The following is an 18,119-nucleotide window of genomic DNA, read 5'->3' on the forward strand; positions in this document are numbered from 1 at the left end:
AGGGAGCTGTGACTGTAATTGGACGACAAAATTTTGCATACGCTTGAATATCGCAAGATTTTAAATAAATTAATGCAATATACGCAAACCCCCATGGGAAGATTGGCTGCGGAGCAGCTAAGGCCCTCCGGCGATTTCGAAGGTGTGAAGAAGCTGCTTCAAGCCACGGATGAAGCGGCTAATGTGGATCGCCTGAAGGGCATTCCTTCGTTCGGCGGGGTAAGCGATATTCGAGCTGCACTAAAACGTGCTTCTATCGGCGGAATGCTGGGAACAACTGAGCTGCTGGCCGTTGGAAATACCATTGGCGGCGCACGCAGAGTCAAACGTTTCCTGGCAGCTATGCATGAGGAAGAAAAGATTGAGCTCCTGTTCTCACTGAGCGACGTTTTATCGGAGCAAAAACATGTGGAAGATGCCATCCGTTTATGTATAGACGAGAATGCTGATGTACTTGATACAGCTAGTTCTGAGCTGGCTAACATTCGCCGTGAATTGCGCGGAGGAGAGACCAGAATTCGTGAGAAGCTGGATTCGATGATTCGTTCGTCTTCTGTAGCGAAAATGCTGCAGGATCAGCTGGTGACCATTCGTGGTGATCGGTTTGTTATTCCTGTAAAAGCGGAGTACCGTGCCCATTTCGGTGGTATCGTACATGATCAGTCTGGATCAGGAGCGACTTTATTTATCGAGCCAGAGTCTATTGTGGCGATGAATAATAAACTCCGTGAAACACGGCTGCGTGAGGAACGGGAAATCGAGATCATTTTACACAGGCTGACGGCACTTGTAGCCGACATTGCGGAAGAAATGACCTACGATATTGATATTCTGGGAGAACTGGACTTCATCTTCTCCAAGGCGCGTCTTGCTCGTGATATGAAGGCTACTCAGCCGCGTATGAATGACCGCGGTTATCTTAAGCTGCGCAAAGGGCGGCATCCGCTTATTCCAGCGGAGCATGTGGTTCCTTTGGACGTGGAGCTGGGCAATCAATACAGCTCAATTATCGTAACCGGACCGAATACCGGTGGTAAGACCGTTACCCTCAAAACCATCGGCTTGTTGAGCTTAATGTCGATGTCCGGCTTGTTTATTCCAGCAGAGGAAGGCAGCCAGATGTGTGTGTTTGATGCCATTTATGCTGATATTGGCGATGAACAGAGCATTGAACAAAGTCTGAGTACCTTCTCTAGTCATATGACTAATATTATCTCCATTCTGCGTAGAATGACTCCTAAGAGCCTTATTCTGCTTGATGAGGTGGGGGCTGGAACCGACCCGGCAGAAGGCTCTGCGCTGGCAATTGCCATTCTGGAGCATATTCACCGGATCGAATGCCGTATGGTCGCAACAACACATTATAGCGAACTGAAAGCATACGCTTATGAGCGTAAGGGAGTCATCAATGCCAGTATGGAATTTGATGTCCAGACCCTTAGCCCAACCTATCGCTTGTTGATCGGCGTACCCGGACGAAGCAACGCCTTTGCGATTGCCGAGCGTCTAGGCCTGCCTCATGCGATTCTGGAACATGCCCGCGGCGAAGTGAAGGAAGAAGATCTGCGCGTGGAGCATATGATTGCTTCTCTCGAAGAGAATCGGCTGGGAGCGGAACAGGAGCATGAACGTGCAGAGGGCATCCGCCGCGAAGTGGAGGAGCTGCGCAGCAGACAACAGCAAGAGCTTGAGAAGCTGGAAAGCCAGCGTGAGAAACGCCTCGAGAAGGCTGAGAAGGACGCCAGCGCGATCCTGGACAAAGCGCGTAAGGAAGCTGAGGAAATTATCAGTGATTTGCGCCGCTTGGCTATGGAAGAAGGAGCTTCAGTTAAAGAGCATAAGCTGATTGAAGCGCGGCGACGTCTGGATGAAGCTGAGCCATCACCGCGCAAGAAGGCTGTTACCCGCAAGACTACCAAAGCTCCACGTACAATTGGTCCTGGAGATGAAGTGAAAGTCGACAGCTTGAACCAAAAGGGCTTTGTGGTGGAGCTAAGCGGTACTAAAGAGGCGCTGGTGCAGTTTGGCATTATGAAGATGAAGGTAAGGCTGGATGATTTGGAATTGCTCTCCTCGAAGGCAACAGCTGCGCCAACGGCCCTTCGCCATGCGACAACCGTCAAACGTTCCCGTGATGAGAACATTCGCAGTGAACTGGATTTGCGCGGGACTAACCTGGAGGAAGCTATCATGGAGACAGATCGTTTTATCGATGAAGCCTTTTTAGGTAATCTGGGCCAGATCGCCATCATTCATGGTAAAGGAACGGGTGTGCTGCGCACAGGAATTCAGGAATATTTGCGTAAGCACAAGCATGTGAAGAGTTATCGGCTCGGGAATTATAACGAAGGCGGCGCGGGCGTAACTGTGGCTGAGCTGCAATAGCGGGATTTCCCGGCAGAAAGAAGGGGAAAGCGTGCAAGAAGATATTGATCTTTTGCTGGGTCATCCGCTAGGTGCCTTGCTTGGCTACTTTGCAGTGGCGATTCTTGGGCTGGTTGTATTTCTGTCTTTTTTTGAAATGGTAACGAAATATAATTGCTGGGAAGAAATACGTAAGGGAAACCTGGCAGTGGCAATGGCGACAGGCGGCAAAATCTTCGGAATTTGCAACGTACTGCGTTTCAGTATTGAAGCTGGTGTTTCAATTTACGAGACAATGAAGTGGTCCGTCGTCGGTTTTTTGCTGCTGCTGCTTGCCTATTTTTTATTTGAATTTCTGACCCCTGTATTCTCTATTGACGAGGAGATCGCTGCGGATAACCGTGCTGTTGGACTTATTGCCATGCTGATCTCGGTATCGTTGTCTTATGTAATAGGTGCGGCTATTTTTTAAATTCGTCCTTATAAGGACACCCTGCAAAGGATTATGGATCTGGACAAGCTTTGAATTGAGCAGTCCCACTCTTTGTGGGGTATCTTAGGAGGAAATCATGAAGATTCTCACCCGAGTTCTGTTTCTGTCAGCGATTGCTTTTATAGCAGCCGGTATTATTTATTTAATGATGAATTAAATTTAAAGTGAAAGTATGAAGGAGATTATAAAGATGGAAACAACTGTATGCCCTTGGTGTCATACTGAAATTGTATGGGACGAGGAATTTGGACCTGAGGAGAATTGTCCTCACTGTAACAATGAGCTTAGCGGATACCGTACGGTCACTGTTGGGATTGACGGCATCGAAGAAGAAGTAGAGGAAGTCGTAGAGGAACCCAAACAAGAGGTTGTTAATGACGATGATCTTTGGGGAGAGCCTGATAAAGACAGCGTAGTTCCAATCTATAATACGCTTAATCAATTCGGCGATGATTATGACTTGAACAAGTACGAAGAGAGTGTCTCAGCTATTCTAGCCATTCAGGAGGAAGCTCCGGAATGTACTCAATGTCATGAGCTCACTATCCTTGCGGGTAAGCAGCCTGTGAGCAGCTTTGAGCCGTCTGCTCCAGCTACATTAGGTAAGTCGGTATTAACCGCTCCATTCTCACTCAATGTTTACGTATGTCCTTCCTGCTTCCATGTTCAGCACAGTCTGGCGCAGGAAGATCGGATTCAGCTCGTACGCAATTTGAGCAACGCTCAGGCGTAAGAATAAGTATATAAAAAAAGGGGCGGTCCCGTAAGCTAATAGCTGCTGGGGGCGCCCCTTCTTTTTTTTGGACCTTACTTGACCGTTGTCGAAAGCGTGTGTATATGAAATCACTGTCGGATGCGCTTATTAACCCGCTAACGGACACAACCGACCTTAATCGCACCATTATCCGATATTTGGAATGCTATCGGACTCTAGTGCAGCTATTGGCCTGAAAAACGCCTATATATGGGCCTCTTTCCAAGGATAGCATCACTGGAGTCCGAAACCTTGCTTTAAAGGCTAAAAACATGTAAATAACGTCAACTGAGTCCGTAAGCTCCATGGGCTGATGGATTTATGATTGAAGCAGGGAAAATAAAAAGCGGGGTTGTCCAAAAAGCAGTGAAGCGGCTGGGAGGGCCAGCCCCGTTTTTATTTTCTACAAAAATCAGCTTTGTTTCATCACGTCCAAACTCTTAGAAGGAGAGGGTTTGGCTGACCGGGTGAGTGAGAATAAATCTAACTCAGGCCGATGTTTGCCGGCAATCGTATCCGTTAACAACTCCGCAGCGATCATACTGTACACCGTCCCATTGCCTCCGTAGCCCTCGATGAAGTAACAGTGAGGGAACTTTGGATGTGGGCCGATATATGGAAGCCCATCACGAGTAGAACCGAACACAGCACCCCAAGAGTACTCCAGCTCAATGCCTTTAATTTCTGGAAATAAGGCTTCAAGCTCTTCGAGCAATTTTTGACCTTGAGAAATCACCCGGACCTCACGACGTTCGGGGTCTGTCAGCTGCTCATCCTTACCTCCCGCAATAATCCTGCCTTCAGGGGTTGTCCGAAAATATAAATAAGGGCGGGCTGTCTCCCACAGCAGGCTACGGTCATGCCACTTTGGAAACTCCTTTAGAGGTTTGGTCATCACTGCATACGTGTTGATCAGCTCAGCGCCCCGGTCTTTTTTGAATTCCTGTGTTTCATAACCCATTGCAAAAATAACATCCTTGGCAATAATCCGGCCATTTTCTGTGTGGCAAATCACGCCATCCTCAGTAAACTCATAATGTTTCGCTTCGCTCTGTTCAAAGACGCGGACGCCATTCGACGCTGCCTTGGCGATTAGGCTGTGCACCGTTCGATAAGGATTCGCTTCGGCATCCCCACGTGAATAAAGTCCTGCTGGTTTTGAAAAAGAGTACAGAGCTGCAATCTTATCCTCTTCCCAAAATTCAGAATCGAAGCCATTAGCCACGAGATTCTCATATTCTTCCCGCAATGCAGGTACATCCGCAGGAGTGCTGGCATACAAAAGACTGCTGCGAGGAATGATCTGCGGATCGATATCGAGCTTGTCCGGCAGGTCCAGAATGTTCCTTACCCCAGCCTGGCATAACTGATAAAAGAGCAAACCGTTCTTTTGCCCAAAGGTGTTCATACATGAGGTTAATGATTTATCGTTGGAAATCTGCAAAAGTCCAGTGTTAGCATGTGAGCTGCCACTCCCGACCCGTCTTTTTTCGATCAGAACAGCATCCGCTCCACTTAAGGACAAGCGATAGGCGGCCATTGCCCCACCCATTCCGGCGCCTACAACCAGGCAATCACAATGAATAGTACCTTCTAGAGAGGGGTAAGTTGGAGGGTTCTGTAAAGTGCTTGACCAAGGTGTATTTCCACTATTTAAATTCATGAATTGTTCGCTCCTTCATTCGTGCCGTGATTTAGTATTGGCGGCATTTTATCGTCTCATTCGCGGTATGTTCTTATTTCTGTCATAACTCTCTAGTACCTTTCGGCAAATAAATCGCGGGCATAGGCGGCATACTAAAGCCTGTATGAATCAACTACAAGGAGGGACTACAACAAATGCAATCAACGCAAATGCAAGCGCTAAGTGGTAAGGAATTGGAATATATCGCTGACTCCATCTCTAATGAGGACTTGCTTCTCAAGCAATGTGCAGCAACGGCTGCGACAACACAGAATCAACAAGTTCGCCAAATTTGTATGCAGCATATGCAAAATCACACCAAACACATGACTGAGCTCACTCAGTTAATCCAACAACATCAACAATACGCGCCAACAAGCCCACAATAATTGCAATATTAATTCTAAGGAGGTTATTTAATGAACGCGCAAAATACTGGGGCATTTATGCCGGATGAGGATTTACTAAACACCATTTTGTGTGATTTGAAGCGGACCGTACGCGAATATGCTACAGCTGCTACAGAATCAGCATGTCCAGCCGTTCGTAGGGTTTTTAACACTATGACCATGGACACTTTGCAACTCCAAGGTGATTTATACACGCATATGTCTCAACTGAATATGTATCCTGCACCTGCAAAAGCATTGCGCCAAGATGTGGACAAGCAGCTTCAAACCGCACAGCAAATGCAACAGCAAACCGGGCAATTTGTTCAACAAAAAACCGGGCAATTTGGCGCATACGCTCAGAATGCTCATATCCCGGCTAACGGACAACATCAGCCTTCTCATTTAATGTAACCATGATGGTTGGCGAATGAAGCAAATCGCTTCATGTGTGTGGAGATAACGCCCGTTTTTACTGGTTAAATCCGGTAGAACGGGCGTTTTTTCTATTTTTTTGTGTATGTTCTATGTAAACTCTGCCTTTCATGGAAGCTCCTATGGGGTTATTTTGTTTGCAGAGATGCACATTTCATGTCATATTAGTATTAAACTCTTTTCGCGGGGCGACGCATTAATAGCGTACCGTCATTGGCGAACTATCCGGAGGGAAGGCATGAAGGAAATGAACGAGCTTAAGAGGAAAGTGCTGGAACTGCTTAAGGAAGACGCGAGAAGATCTACTGCACTCTTAGCAACGCTGCTTGGCGCGGAAGAAGAAGATGTGAAGACTGCGATTGAGCAGTTGGAGAAAGATCATGTCATTGTAAAATATGCCGCCGTTGTAAACTGGGATAAAGTGGACGATGAGAAGGTAACCGCACTGATTGAGGTGCAGATTACGCCTGAACGAGGGCGTGGTTTTGAAGGGATTGCCGAGCGAATCTACCTGTATCCACAGGTCAAATCAGTTTATCTGATGTCTGGTGCTTATGATCTTCTGGTGGAAGTGGAAGGCCGGAATTTACGTGAAGTGGCCAATTTTGTATCTGAGAAGCTGTCTCCAATTGATTCAGTACTTTCAACCAAAACGAATTTTACCCTTAAAAAATACAAACAGGACGGGATCATCTTCGAAGAGCATGAGGAAGACAACCGTCTGATGATCTCTCCATAAAGGAAGTAATCATATGATCACGAATAAATCGCAGCTAACTGGAGAAGACAGCAAATCAATGGATTCTTATTTGGCCCCGTTGGTACAGCAAATTCAACCTTCGGGTATCCGCAAGTTTTTTGATCTGGCTGCAGGCAGTAAGGATATCATCTCTTTGGGAGTTGGAGAGCCTGACTTCAAGACCCCCTGGCATGTCAGAGAGGCTTGCGTCTATTCGCTGGAAAGAGGGTTTACAGGGTATACATCCAATGCAGGGATGCCTGAACTGCGGGAAGGGATCGCGAATTACTTACACAGCCGTTTTGCTGTGGAATATGATCCTGCCAATCAAATTATAGCAACCGTTGGCGGAAGCGAGGCCATCGATTTGGCACTACGTGCGCTGATTTCACCGGGGGATGAAATTCTGATTCCGGAGCCTTGTTACATCTCTTATTCGCCGATTACCGCGATTGGTGGAGGGATACCTGTAGGTATTGAAACGGTTGGTGAGAATAACTTTAAACTTACTGCAGAAAGCTTGGAAGCCAAAATCACTCCGCGCTCCAAGGTTCTGATTTTATGTTACCCAAGTAACCCTACGGGAAGTGTAATGACCCGAGAAGATTGGGAGCCGATTGCTAAGGTAGTAGAGAAACATGATCTTATAGTGATTTCAGATGAGATTTATGCAGAGTTGTCTTATGGCATTAATCACGTCAGCTTTGCCTCTTTACCAGGCATGATAGACCGTACGATTCTGGTTAGCGGCTTCTCCAAAGCTTTTGCAATGACCGGATGGCGGATGGGGTATGCTTGTGGTCACCCGGATCTTATCGCTGCAATGCTTAAGATTCATCAGTATACTGTGATGTGTGCTCCTTCTATGGGACAGGTGGCTGCACTTGAAGCGCTGACCAATGGGATGGAAGAGAAGGACCGGATGGTGGATTCCTATAACCAACGGCGGAGGTTGATCGTCAAGGGCCTACGCGATGCGGGGCTGGAGTGCCATGAGCCGCAGGGCGCCTTCTACGCTTTTCCAAGCGTGCGCAAGACAGGGCTGACTTCTGATCAATTTGCTCAGCGGCTTTTGCTTGAATACAAGGTTGCAGCTGTGCCAGGAAGTGTCTTTGGATTAGGTGGAGAAGGTTACTTACGCTGTTCCTACGCCACATCAGTATCCCAACTGAACGAAGCAGTAGAACGCATTGGTGCTTTTGTCACAAAGCTTACACGTGAGAGAACGGATTAGTGAAAATTGAACTATAGCCGATCATACAATCCTATGGTATTATTTTACTTTGAGAGTAATTAGCCCCTATAATAGAACTTAAAAGGATTCATTTACTCTGGAACTAAGGCGTTGCTTTGAAGTTGCTTTATTTAACTTTTATGCTCTTTTGCAGCACGCGCTCAATAATACTTTTGGGAGGGATGATTGTGCTTAGCGCCGATTATTACTTACCTTCCTATGGTGGGAAATGTTTCTCTGGAAATGGGAAAATACCCCCCAAGGGTGATGCTTCTGCTCGCATACTCTCTCTGGAAGATGAAATTAGAATACTCCGCAGCAAGATGGAGCAGCTTTTCCTGCAGGAAAAATCATTCACTTCGGATAATGTGATTGAAATTAGCAGTTTATTGGACCTCAAAATAAATGAGTACATGAAGGGGCGTCCAGCTGGAAAATAGTGCTGCTGAATGCTCTTGAGAGGACCCTAGGGTCCTCTTTTTGTTGTGCACTCTTACTAATGATGGTGTTTTTGTGTATACTCTTAATTTGCTATCTTTATTGCCTTCCTTATAGCAGAAAGCTTAAACTATCAGTATATGTTTTTTAAGAATGGATAGGAGGCTTAAACCATGGCGATTTATACACGTACGGGTGATGCAGGTCAGACCTCAGTGATTGGCGGCCGGGTCGGCAAGGATGATGTCCGCGTCGAGGCCTACGGAACGATCGATGAGCTGAATTGTTTTGTAGGGCAAGCACGAAGCCTGATGGAAAGTGATAATTTCGACGATGTCCGCGAGCAATTGCTCGAAATACAGCATGAGCTGTTTGATTGCGGCACGGATTTAGCATTTGTTAGACTTGCTGATGGTGGTCAATATATGGTGACAAGTGAGATGGCTCAGCGGCTGGAAGGCTGGATAGATACTCTACAAGAGGAGAATCCGCCACTTGAGAAATTTATCCTGCCAGGAGGTAGTCAGCTGGCTTCGGTTCTACATGTATGCCGCACGGTTTGCCGTCGTGCAGAACGCCGGGCGGTTACCTTAGGGCGAACTGCGGACATTAACCCAGAAGCGGTGATTTATCTCAATCGGTTGTCGGATTATTTTTTCGCTTTGGCTAGAACGGCTAATACACGGTCAGGGATTACTGATGTAGAATACATCCGCAGTAAAAAGGTGTTCCGAGACTAATATGACAAGCTATTATTCACCCATTACTTATATCATACCGCCTGAAGAGGATGACTTCCTGCTGAAGACCATCCTGCACAAACGGATGGATGTCTCACGCAAGCTGCTCTCTCGCCTGAAGCAGACGGAGCAAGGCATTACATTAAACGGTGAACGTGTATACATTAGTGTGCATGTAAAGGCAGGAGATACCGTGCAGATTCGCATGGAAACGGAGACTTCGGATGATATTTTGCCGCAGCCGATTCCATTTGAGATTTTATTTGAAGATGAACATCTGCTAGTGGTTAACAAGGCAGCGGGAATTATAGTTCATCCCACCCATGGACATTACACCGACACGCTTGCCAATGGCGTGGTTTATTATTGGGCACAGAAGAATGAACGCTTTCGTTTCCGGCCTGTTCATCGTCTGGATCAGGAGACCTCCGGTGTGTTAGTGATCGCCAAAAATCCTTACAGCCATCAGCATATTTCCGAGCAGATGATCGCCGGTACTGTGGATAAGCGTTACGCTGCATTTGTTCACGGGGTTCCTGCGGAGTTATCCGGCGATATCGACGGCCCTATCGATCGTGATCCTGAGGAGCCACATCGGCGTATCGTGACACCGGATGGATATCCTTCCCTAACCCGATATGAGGTTAAGCAGGTGTATTCAGCTGGCTCTAGAGTTGAACTAAAGCTGGAGAGTGGGCGTACGCATCAGATTCGGGTCCATATGACCTCAATCGGCTGTCCGCTGATTGGGGACAGCATGTACCGTCATGAGCTGTACAATCTACCAGAATTGACTTCAACTCAAAGCGAGCAATTGGAGACCGTTGCAGCACTCGATGCTTCCATACCGCGTCAGGCGCTGCACGCAGTCCGTCTGACGTTCAAGCACCCTGTGCTTCTGCAAGAAATGATTTTCGAAGCCCCGTTGCCACCTGACATGGCAGCCTTGGAGAAAATATTGGAGCAAGGTCCGACAGTGAATTTGTGATAAAATTATGATTCAGGCGATGGAGTGGCGAAGGGGAGGATTGGAACTGTAGGAGCGATAGCGACCGCCTTTGTCTGCGGATTTCAAACGTGTTTAACGGTAAAATTGAAGAAATCTGTAGACAACAGCGGCCGAAAGTCCAAACATTCCCCATAGTTACGATATTATTAGCCGATTATTAAAGGAGCACAGCATGAGCAAATTAAAAGTATATCAATATCCCAAATGCAGCACCTGCCGCAGCGCAGTAAAATGGTTGCAGGGACAAGGTCATGAGCTGGAGCTTCAGCACATCGCAGAGCAGCCACCTACGGTGGACGAGCTGCGTGAGCTGCTCGCGAACAGCGGCCTTGAGCTGAAGAAGTTTTTTAATACAAGCGGTGAAGTATATAAATCATTAGGTCTGAAGGACAAGCTGCCCCAGCTTACGGAACAGGAGAAGTTAGAGCTGCTCTCAAGCCACGGGATGCTGATCAAACGTCCGATTGTCACGGATGGAGTTAAAGTTACGGTGGGATTCAAAGAAGACCAATATGCCGATACTTGGGCTAATGTTTAATATCAATACAACGATCAAGGGAGAGGTTTATAAGTGAGAACAGATACAACGGGCCGGGTAATGCTTGTAGATGGAATGGCTCTGCTGTTCCGGGCCTTTTATGCGACCTCTTATGGAGGATATATTCGCAAGACAAAGGAAGGTTTACCGACGAATGCGGTATATGGATTTTTGCAGTATTTTTTTGATGCAGTAAGTACGTTTGAGCCTTCTCATGTCGTATGCTGCTGGGATATGGGTAAAGGAACGTTCCGTACCGAGAAATATGATGGATACAAATCCAACCGGATCGAAGCTCCGCTGGAATTAATTCCGCAATTTGATCTAGTCAAAGAAGTAGTGGCTGAGCTAGGTGTGCCAAACATCGGTCTTGCCGGCTATGAAGCAGATGATTGCATTGGTACGCTAGCATCCTGTTACAGCGATAATTCTGAGGTTTACATTCTGACGGGTGACCATGATATGCTGCAGCTTATTGATGAGAATGTTAAGGTCGTCATTATGAAAAAAGGACGCTCCAACTATAAAGTTTATGACCTTGCAGAATTGCTTGAGGATAAAGGTCTAACCCCTAGACAGGTTATTGACCTGAAGGGCTTTATGGGCGATACAAGTGATAATTACCCTGGTGTAAAAGGGATTGGTGAGAAAACCGCGCTGAAGCTGTTAACGGAATACGGTACAGTTGAAGGTGTAATTGAGAATCTTCACTTGCTCCCTAAAGGTGTACGGTCCAAAATTGAAGCCGACCTTGATATGCTGCATCTATCAAGAGAGCTGGCTGAAATCCGTTGTGATGTGCCTGTGGTCTGTGAGCTGGCGGAAGCTTTATGGCAATTACAACGGGAAACAGCCGCGCGTAAATTTCAAGAACTGGAATTTGGCAGCCTGATGCATTTGATCGCTGAGGTGCAGGACGAACGGGGAATTGTACAGATTGAGTTAGGTGATCTGGGTTAAGAATAGTCTCCCTTCATGCAAAAAAGCATGAAGGGAGTTTTATTATTGTGATAGCGCTTCATCCAACGTATAATAAGGGCTGTTGATTGTTTTATTTTATATTAATTTTTATTTTCAAACTGGATGGCGGATTATTGCTTAATGGAGAAGGGAGATAGTTGCTATGAAGTTATTGGGAGCGATTGAAGCAGGCGGAACGAAGTTTGTATGCGGAATTGGTTATGAGGACGGTACCATTCTGGACCGAGTTAGCTTTCCGACAACAACACCGGAAGAAACGATGGGACTCGTAATCGACTATTTTAATGGGAAGAATGTAGAAGCTTTTGGTATTGGATCGTTTGGACCGATTGATCCCGTGCTGGACAGCCCTACTTATGGTTACATAACAACGACACCAAAACCTCACTGGGGACAATATAATTTGGTAGGTACAATGGCTGAGCAATTTAACGTGCCGATCGGTTTTGATACGGATGTGAATGGTGCAGCGCTTGCGGAAAGTAAATGGGGAGCGGCTAAAGGTCTGGACAGCTGCCTTTATATTACGGTTGGGACAGGCATTGGAGCGGGAGCAGTAGTTGGAGGTCAGATGGTGCATGGATTGTCTCATCCTGAGATGGGGCATATTCTTGTTCGCAGACATCCAGAGGACACGTTTGAGGGCTACTGCCCTTATCATGGCGATTGCCTTGAAGGGTTAGCCGCAGGTCCGGGGATTGGCAAACGCTGGGGACAACCAGCAGGCGAGCTGCCTGTTGACCATCCAGCTTGGGATATGGAAGCTCATTATCTTGCACATGCACTTATGAATTACGTGTTGATTCTGTCTCCCGAAAAAATCGTAATGGGCGGTGGTGTCATGAAGCAAAGCCACTTGTTCCCGCTAATTCGTACCAAGCTGCAGGAGCTGCTGAAGGGTTATGTTCAGCATCCAGCGCTCAATACCGACATCGATAATTATGTTGTGCCACCGCAGCTTGGAGATAATGCAGGACTTGCAGGTGCGATTGGACTGGCAACTTTAGCTTTGGCAAGGAACTAGTATAAAAAGATATTGACTGTTAGGAAATATATGGTATTGTGGATCTAACAGTATAGCATTTAATGAGGGAGCACCTCTTTCACGTTTATCGTGAGAGTGGTGCTTTTTTGCGTTTTCCGAGTCTGACAGTGTGGGATTCACATCAGCGAATAAGTAGCTCAGACCGGTAGGTATAGTGCTTGCTGAAGACTAGAAAGGCAGGGATGAATATGCAAATTGTATTTATGAATCGCTTATCCAGAATATCTGGGGTGGATCAAGAGGTGTTCGCTCAGCTATGGATTGGAGAGGAAGAAGGAGTGTGGAGCCTGGGCTGGCGTGATTTTTCAGGAGGTGAGGAAACACAGGAGCATTTGTGGTACGCGGGTGGTTCATGGAATGAAATGCTTTGTGTTTACAGGCATGAGCTGGCGGTGAAGATGGGGGATGGCTATCGGCCGTTGATTGATGGCGTATTTCATGAAGAAGACGGCCTTACCGGGCGTAATCAGGAGCAGCTAAGGCTGCAATATTACAGTGAATATAATGGGAACGAAGCTATATATGAGGAGTTATGTGCTTGGCGCCGCAGCCGAGCTTCTAGTGAACGGAAAGCCCCTTACATTCTTGCCAGCAATCGTTTGTTACGTTTGATAAGCACTTTCTTGCCGCATACACCAGAGGAGCTGCTGCAGATCCCTGGTGTAGGGGAAGGAAAGGTAGCCCAATATGGCACGGATTGGTTGGCTATAACCTCTACGGCTGCAAGGGAACATTCCTTTCCTTTGAATTGGGTACACCAAGAAATTGAGGAGGATTCTTTTGTATCCTGGCTCTATAAACAGAAAGAGGTCAAATATAAGAAACAGCTAGAAAGACTGCGATTACGGCGAATTCTGCTGCAAGGGATCGAGAATGGGTTAGGGTTAGAACAGCTTAAGGTGAACAGTGGAGTGAACCGTCGCGAACTGATTGAAGCGGTAGAGGAGCTGGAAAGAGAAGGTTATTGCGTGGAGAAACTGATCGAGGTAGAACTGAAAAATGTGCCGCAGAATGAGCAGGAGGCGATATGGAATGCCTATGCAGAGGTAGGAGATCTTTTTCTAAAGCCAGTGCTGCATAAGGTGTATGGGGAGGATTTTTCAGCAGCAGAAGGGCTGGATAGCTATTATGAACGTCTGCGGCTGATCCGCATTCGTTTCCGGCGGGAGCAAGCCACTAAAGTGGGCATGGCGACCAGTTTCTAGTAGCTTTTTATCATATCAAAAAGACGAAGGCTTCCTTACACCATAGGGTTAAAGGGCCTTCGTCTTGCCTATTCGTCCGTTTATTTTCATAGCCATTCTTTCTTGCGGAATACATACAGCATCCCACAGCCTAACGTCAACATTAGACCTATAACGGCAAAATAACCGTATTTCGTATGCAATTCCGGCATATGATCAAAGTTCATCCCATAGATTCCGGTAATTACGGTCAAAGGCATGAATATCGTTGTAATCGCGGTAAATACTCTCATAATTTCATTGGCGCGGTTGGCGATACTGGATTGGTAGGCCTCACGTAAGTTGCCCATGAGATCGCGGTACGTCTCAAAGGTTTCGGATATTTTAACTGCATTTTCATAAATGTCGCTAAAGTATTTCTGCAGCTGATCATCAATCAGACGGAGGTCTTTTTTATTCAGGGTATTGATAACCTCTTTCTGTGGTCCCAGCATCTTCTTTAACCATAAGATCTCACTTCGCAGACCGATAATCTCACTCAAATGAGATTTCTTGGTATGCATTAGAATATCCTCTTCAAGCTTCTCAATCCGGGCTTCAATTCGGTCACCTACGGAGAAATAATTATCTACGACAAGGTCGATAAGCAGGTAAAGGAATTGGTCGGGTTCGCTAACCTCTTGTTCCCATAACATGGGCTTCAGGACGCGTAGCTCGTGAATCTTTTGTTTCGTTACAGTAATAATATAATGTCTGCCCAAGAATATATTGAGCGCCCGCAGGAAGATTTCCTCATCATCAAAGCGGATGCTGTTTACAACAATAAAGTAATGACTTTCGTATATTTCGATCTTTGGACGTTGATCCTCTTCACTAAGGCAATCCTCAACAGCGAGATCATGCAGGTTGAACAGGGGCTGAAGCAGCTCCAAATCCTCCACATCTGCATCAATCCAATAGAACCCTTCTGTTGGGGGTGTCAATGTTTCATCAATTTCATCAATAGGTGTAAAAACCCCTGCATTCACCAGCCGGATTTTCATCTGATTCCACTCCTTCTATCCCCGGGTCTTCACCAGGGACTGCTAATTAAGCACAGAGAAAAAATCAGCTTGGCCGGCGTTACAATCAATACAAGAGGCCGAATGACGATTCGAGGGCATGAAGAAGAACTGCTCCCGCCGCCGGCAAGCTGATGATTATCCTGTGTGGTTGCTCATTCTGTACACTTAATTGCGAGCTCGGGTCGCCTTCCATTCTTCTTCTCACCTCTTCTTTTCGTTCAGGTATGAAATACTTGTCTAGTATAACAACGGAGTATGCCTCTTTCAAGCAAATTTATTGTTACTTTGAGGCTACTTCAGCATTGTATGGACTTGACGAAAAGGAGGTTCATGATTTAAAGTAAATTTTAAAGAAATTTAATTGAATACAGCTAAATCTTATCAAGAGCAGGTGGAGGGACTAGCCCTATGAAACCCGGCAACCGGCGTGTGAACGCACGGTGCTAATTCTTGCGGAACTTTGCTGACGACTAACCCTCGTCCAAAAGTTTCTGGCAGATGAGAGAGGCGCATATGACTGTAGATATGACCTTTCTCGTTTTCCGAGAAAGGTCTTTTTATTGTTCAGAAAGCCGCGATGTGACAACATAACCTAAATACAGTTAAGGAGTGGAAAGACAATGCCAATTAAAATTCCCGACAGTTTACCAGCAAAAGAAATACTATCCGGTGAAAATATTTTTGTGATGGATGATAGTTTGGCTTTCCATCAGGATATCCGTCCACTAAGGATTGCTATTCTGAATCTCATGCCGACTAAAGAAACGACGGAGACTCAATTGCTGCGTTTAATAGGAAATTCACCGCTACAGGTTGACGTTACCTTGCTGCATCCACGCTCACATACTTCTAAGAATACTTCTGCTGAGCATTTGAGAAGCTTTTACAAAACTTTTGACGAGATCAGCCACCGCCGTTTGGATGGTCTTATTGTTACAGGAGCACCCGTAGAGCAAATGGAGTTTGAGGAAGTATCCTATTGGGAAGAGCTAAAAGAGATTTTTGAATGGAGCAAGGATAATGTGACCTCGACCATGCATATCTGTTGGGCGGCGCAGGCAGGGTTGTATCATCATTTTGGTGTTCGTAAAGTGGCTTTGCCTGAAAAATGTTTTGGAGTATTCTCCCATACGATTAACCAAAATAACATTAAATTGCTGCGCGGCTTTGACGAGGTATTCCATGTACCGCATTCCCGTCATACCGATGTCTCCCGCGAAGATATTGAGAGCAATCCAGATCTGCAGATTCTGGCGGAATCCGAAGAAGCTGGTATGTATCTAGTAGCTACGACCGACGGCAAACAAATATTTGTGACCGGACATTCCGAATACGATCCATTATCCTTGAAATGGGAATATGATCGTGATTTGGAGAGGGGCATGGAGATGGCCTTGCCGAAACACTATTTCCCTAAAGATGATCCAGAACGAACACCTCCTGCAGTGTGGCGTGCACATGCCAACTTATTATTCTCTAATTGGCTCAATTACTATGTATATCAAGAGACACCTTACGATATCGACCCGATTGTTTATTAAGATCAGCGCTACATTACAATTTAGGAGGCATTTATCATGGACGACAAACTTAGGATTGAAAGCAGACTGGCACAAATAGGTTCACAAGAAGATCCGGCTACCGGAGCCATTAATTTTCCTATCTATAATGCTACGGCATTCCGTCACCCGAAGCTTGGGCAGAGCACAGGTTTCGATTATAGCCGTACCAAAAGTCCAACCCGTTCCGTACTGGAGAATGCGGCTGCGGAATTGGAGTCTGGTGATGCAGGTTTTGCCTGTAGTTCTGGGATGGCAGCTATTCAAACCATATTTACCCTGTTTGGGCAAGGCGATCACTTGATCGTTTCGCTGGATCTTTACGGCGGGACCTATCGTTTGTTGGAACGAATTATGTCCAAGTTTGGAATCACTGCTTCCTATGTAGATACGAATGATTTGGATGCGCTTGAGGCTTCACGCCTTCCAAATACGAAGGCGATATTTATTGAAACGCCAACGAATCCTTTGATGATGGTTACGGATATTGCAGCCGTTGCTACTTGGGCCCGTCATCATGGGCTGCTCACAATTGTAGACAATACACTGCTGACTCCATTTTTCCAGCGTCCTCTGGAATTAGGTGCGGACATTGTAGTCCATAGTGCTACCAAATATTTGGGCGGACACAATGATGTACTTGCTGGTCTTATTGTATCTAAAGGAGCTGAATTATCCTCTGAAATAGCGATTCTACATAACTCTATTGGCGCTGTGCTTGGGCCAACAGACAGTTATCAGCTGATGAGAGGCATGAAGACACTGGCCCTGCGTATGGAACGGCACGAGAGCAATGCGCTAGCAATTGCCCGCTATCTACAAGAGCATCCGGCGATTGCGGAAGTGTTCCATCCAGGCCTGCCGGATCATCCGGGATATGAAATCCAGAATCGCCAGTCCTCGGGCAATACCGGAATTTTTTCTTTCAAATTAAAAGATGCCAGATACGTAGAACCTCTGCTTCGTCATATCCGGCTTATTGCCTTCGCGGAGAGCCTCGGCGGGGTTGAATCGCTAATGACCTATCCTGCAGTACAGACGCATGCCGATATTCCTGTGGAAATTCGGAATGCGGTGGGTGTAGATGATCGATTGCTGCGCTTCTCGGTTGGCATTGAACATGCGGAGGATCTAATTGCTGATCTTGGTCATGCTTTGGAGGCTGCGCGGGCGGAAATCGAAACGAAGTAAAAGTAACGGCAACCCAGATCGGCACCGAATTGCTGGAAAATATCGAGGATCTATCTCAACGTTGATTTAGAGCTGGTGTTGGACGCAGGACGAAATAGAGCTGTCTCATAAGCCGGGAATTGGCTGCTGGGATAGCTCTTCTTTTTGGACTTTTTGCTATTGGACACAGCTGACCTTAGACACAGCATTATTACACATTTGGAATGTTAACGGACTCCACAGCAGCTATTGCGCTAAAAACCAGCCTTCATGAGTCTCTTGTCAAGGAATAGCGTGGC

Annotated in this window: 18 protein-coding genes and 1 riboswitch; of the genes, 16 read left to right on the top strand and 2 right to left on the bottom strand. The window is 46.4% G+C overall.

Annotation, left to right across the window (positions count from 1 at the left end):
- Window positions 1-18 precede the first annotated feature (18 nt).
- From MHB37_RS08285 to MHB37_RS08295, 3 genes are all read left to right on the top strand, one after another.
- A complete protein-coding gene (locus tag MHB37_RS08285; protein WP_076126396.1) occupies window positions 19-2,385 on the top strand; it encodes an endonuclease MutS2 in 2,367 nt (788 codons plus the stop codon).
- Between the two features lie 31 nt (window positions 2,386-2,416).
- Window positions 2,417-2,836 carry a DUF350 domain-containing protein gene (locus MHB37_RS08290; protein WP_036683543.1) on the top strand — a complete coding sequence of 140 codons (420 nt, stop codon included), beginning with the start codon at window positions 2,417-2,419 and terminating at the stop codon, window positions 2,834-2,836.
- Between the two features lie 211 nt (window positions 2,837-3,047).
- A complete protein-coding gene (locus MHB37_RS08295) occupies window positions 3,048-3,590 on the top strand; it encodes a hypothetical protein (RefSeq protein ID WP_341144034.1) in 543 nt (180 codons plus the stop codon).
- A gap of 433 nt (window positions 3,591-4,023) precedes the next feature.
- Here MHB37_RS08295 and MHB37_RS08300 read toward each other — a convergent pair whose 3' ends face one another.
- On the bottom strand, window positions 4,024-5,274 hold the full coding sequence (locus tag MHB37_RS08300; RefSeq protein WP_339247446.1) for an FAD-dependent oxidoreductase: 1,251 nt from the start codon (window positions 5,272-5,274) through the stop codon (window positions 4,024-4,026).
- Between the two features lie 176 nt (window positions 5,275-5,450).
- On the opposite strand from MHB37_RS08300, the gene MHB37_RS08305 reads away from it, so the two are divergent.
- The 11 genes from MHB37_RS08305 (at window position 5,451) to MHB37_RS08355 (ending at window position 14,048) form a co-directional block, all read left to right on the top strand.
- Window positions 5,451-5,684 carry a spore coat protein gene (locus tag MHB37_RS08305; protein ID WP_036683535.1) on the top strand — a complete coding sequence of 78 codons (234 nt, stop codon included), beginning with the start codon at window positions 5,451-5,453 and terminating at the stop codon, window positions 5,682-5,684.
- A gap of 30 nt (window positions 5,685-5,714) precedes the next feature.
- The gene (locus MHB37_RS08310; protein WP_076126401.1) at window positions 5,715-6,098 is read left to right on the top strand and encodes a spore coat protein; all 384 of its coding nucleotides are present in this window, start codon (window positions 5,715-5,717) and stop codon (window positions 6,096-6,098) included.
- Window positions 6,099-6,357: 259 nt separating this feature from the next.
- Entirely contained in the window at window positions 6,358-6,858 is a 501-nt protein-coding gene (locus MHB37_RS08315; protein WP_036683529.1) for an Lrp/AsnC family transcriptional regulator, read from the top strand.
- Window positions 6,859-6,871: 13 nt separating this feature from the next.
- Window positions 6,872-8,092, top strand: coding sequence for an aminotransferase class I/II-fold pyridoxal phosphate-dependent enzyme (locus MHB37_RS08320; RefSeq protein WP_036683526.1), 1,221 nt, complete (start codon window positions 6,872-6,874; stop codon window positions 8,090-8,092).
- Window positions 8,093-8,343: 251 nt separating this feature from the next.
- A complete protein-coding gene (locus tag MHB37_RS08325; protein ID WP_232061510.1) occupies window positions 8,344-8,532 on the top strand; it encodes an aspartyl-phosphate phosphatase Spo0E family protein in 189 nt (62 codons plus the stop codon).
- 171 nt (window positions 8,533-8,703) lie between these two features.
- Window positions 8,704-9,270, top strand: a complete 567-nt coding sequence (locus MHB37_RS08330; protein ID WP_076126402.1) for a cob(I)yrinic acid a,c-diamide adenosyltransferase — start codon at window positions 8,704-8,706, stop codon at window positions 9,268-9,270.
- Between the two features lies 1 nt (window position 9,271).
- Complete coding sequence (locus tag MHB37_RS08335; protein ID WP_339247451.1) at window positions 9,272-10,258, top strand: RluA family pseudouridine synthase; 987 nt, start codon at window positions 9,272-9,274, stop codon at window positions 10,256-10,258.
- A gap of 193 nt (window positions 10,259-10,451) precedes the next feature.
- Entirely contained in the window at window positions 10,452-10,817 is a 366-nt protein-coding gene (locus MHB37_RS08340; RefSeq protein ID WP_076126405.1) for an arsenate reductase family protein, read from the top strand.
- A 60-nt stretch (window positions 10,818-10,877) separates the two neighbouring features.
- Window positions 10,878-11,777, top strand: coding sequence for a 5'-3' exonuclease H3TH domain-containing protein (locus MHB37_RS08345; protein ID WP_076126491.1), 900 nt, complete (start codon window positions 10,878-10,880; stop codon window positions 11,775-11,777).
- 163 nt (window positions 11,778-11,940) lie between these two features.
- Window positions 11,941-12,822, top strand: coding sequence for an ROK family protein (locus MHB37_RS08350; protein WP_051491338.1), 882 nt, complete (start codon window positions 11,941-11,943; stop codon window positions 12,820-12,822).
- 209 nt (window positions 12,823-13,031) lie between these two features.
- Complete coding sequence (locus MHB37_RS08355; RefSeq protein WP_076279404.1) at window positions 13,032-14,048, top strand: HRDC domain-containing protein; 1,017 nt, start codon at window positions 13,032-13,034, stop codon at window positions 14,046-14,048.
- 86 nt (window positions 14,049-14,134) lie between these two features.
- Here the strand turns inward: MHB37_RS08355 and corA are convergent, their stop codons facing one another.
- Complete coding sequence (corA, locus tag MHB37_RS08360) at window positions 14,135-15,070, bottom strand: magnesium/cobalt transporter CorA (protein WP_036684479.1); 936 nt, start codon at window positions 15,068-15,070, stop codon at window positions 14,135-14,137.
- 396 nt (window positions 15,071-15,466) lie between these two features.
- Window positions 15,467-15,596: riboswitch (SAM riboswitch) on the top strand.
- Window positions 15,597-15,711: 115 nt separating this feature from the next.
- Here corA and metA point away from each other — a divergent pair.
- Together metA and MHB37_RS08370 are read left to right on the top strand one after the other, a co-directional pair.
- Entirely contained in the window at window positions 15,712-16,632 is a 921-nt protein-coding gene (gene metA / locus MHB37_RS08365; protein ID WP_076126410.1) for a homoserine O-succinyltransferase, read from the top strand.
- 36 nt (window positions 16,633-16,668) lie between these two features.
- Window positions 16,669-17,841, top strand: a complete 1,173-nt coding sequence (locus MHB37_RS08370; protein ID WP_339247454.1) for a PLP-dependent transferase — start codon at window positions 16,669-16,671, stop codon at window positions 17,839-17,841.
- The last annotated feature ends 278 nt before the right edge of the window (window positions 17,842-18,119 follow it).

The organism is Paenibacillus sp. FSL H3-0286 (genome assembly GCF_045040705.1).
Taxonomy (GTDB): Bacteria; Bacillota; Bacilli; order Paenibacillales; family Paenibacillaceae; genus Paenibacillus_AQ; species Paenibacillus_AQ odorifer.

Excerpts from the sequence above, each read along its gene's own strand:
- MHB37_RS08345 (WP_076126491.1), top strand. The coding sequence starts at position 10,878 with ATGCTTGTAGATGGAATGGCTCTGCTGTTCCGGGCCTTTTATGCGACC.
- corA (WP_036684479.1), bottom strand. The coding sequence starts at position 15,070 with ATGAAAATCCGGCTGGTGAATGCAGGGGTTTTTACACCTATTGATGAA.
- MHB37_RS08295 (WP_341144034.1), top strand. The coding sequence starts at position 3,048 with ATGGAAACAACTGTATGCCCTTGGTGTCATACTGAAATTGTATGGGAC.
- MHB37_RS08355 (WP_076279404.1), top strand. The coding sequence starts at position 13,032 with ATGCAAATTGTATTTATGAATCGCTTATCCAGAATATCTGGGGTGGAT.
- MHB37_RS08320 (WP_036683526.1), top strand. The coding sequence starts at position 6,872 with ATGATCACGAATAAATCGCAGCTAACTGGAGAAGACAGCAAATCAATG.
- MHB37_RS08350 (WP_051491338.1), top strand. The coding sequence starts at position 11,941 with ATGAAGTTATTGGGAGCGATTGAAGCAGGCGGAACGAAGTTTGTATGC.
- MHB37_RS08305 (WP_036683535.1), top strand. The coding sequence starts at position 5,451 with ATGCAATCAACGCAAATGCAAGCGCTAAGTGGTAAGGAATTGGAATAT.
- MHB37_RS08310 (WP_076126401.1), top strand. The coding sequence starts at position 5,715 with ATGAACGCGCAAAATACTGGGGCATTTATGCCGGATGAGGATTTACTA.
- MHB37_RS08315 (WP_036683529.1), top strand. The coding sequence starts at position 6,358 with ATGAAGGAAATGAACGAGCTTAAGAGGAAAGTGCTGGAACTGCTTAAG.
- MHB37_RS08370 (WP_339247454.1), top strand. The coding sequence starts at position 16,669 with ATGGACGACAAACTTAGGATTGAAAGCAGACTGGCACAAATAGGTTCA.
- MHB37_RS08335 (WP_339247451.1), top strand. The coding sequence starts at position 9,272 with ATGACAAGCTATTATTCACCCATTACTTATATCATACCGCCTGAAGAG.
- MHB37_RS08300 (WP_339247446.1), bottom strand. The coding sequence starts at position 5,274 with ATGAATTTAAATAGTGGAAATACACCTTGGTCAAGCACTTTACAGAAC.
- metA (WP_076126410.1), top strand. The coding sequence starts at position 15,712 with ATGCCAATTAAAATTCCCGACAGTTTACCAGCAAAAGAAATACTATCC.
- MHB37_RS08340 (WP_076126405.1), top strand. The coding sequence starts at position 10,452 with ATGAGCAAATTAAAAGTATATCAATATCCCAAATGCAGCACCTGCCGC.
- MHB37_RS08330 (WP_076126402.1), top strand. The coding sequence starts at position 8,704 with ATGGCGATTTATACACGTACGGGTGATGCAGGTCAGACCTCAGTGATT.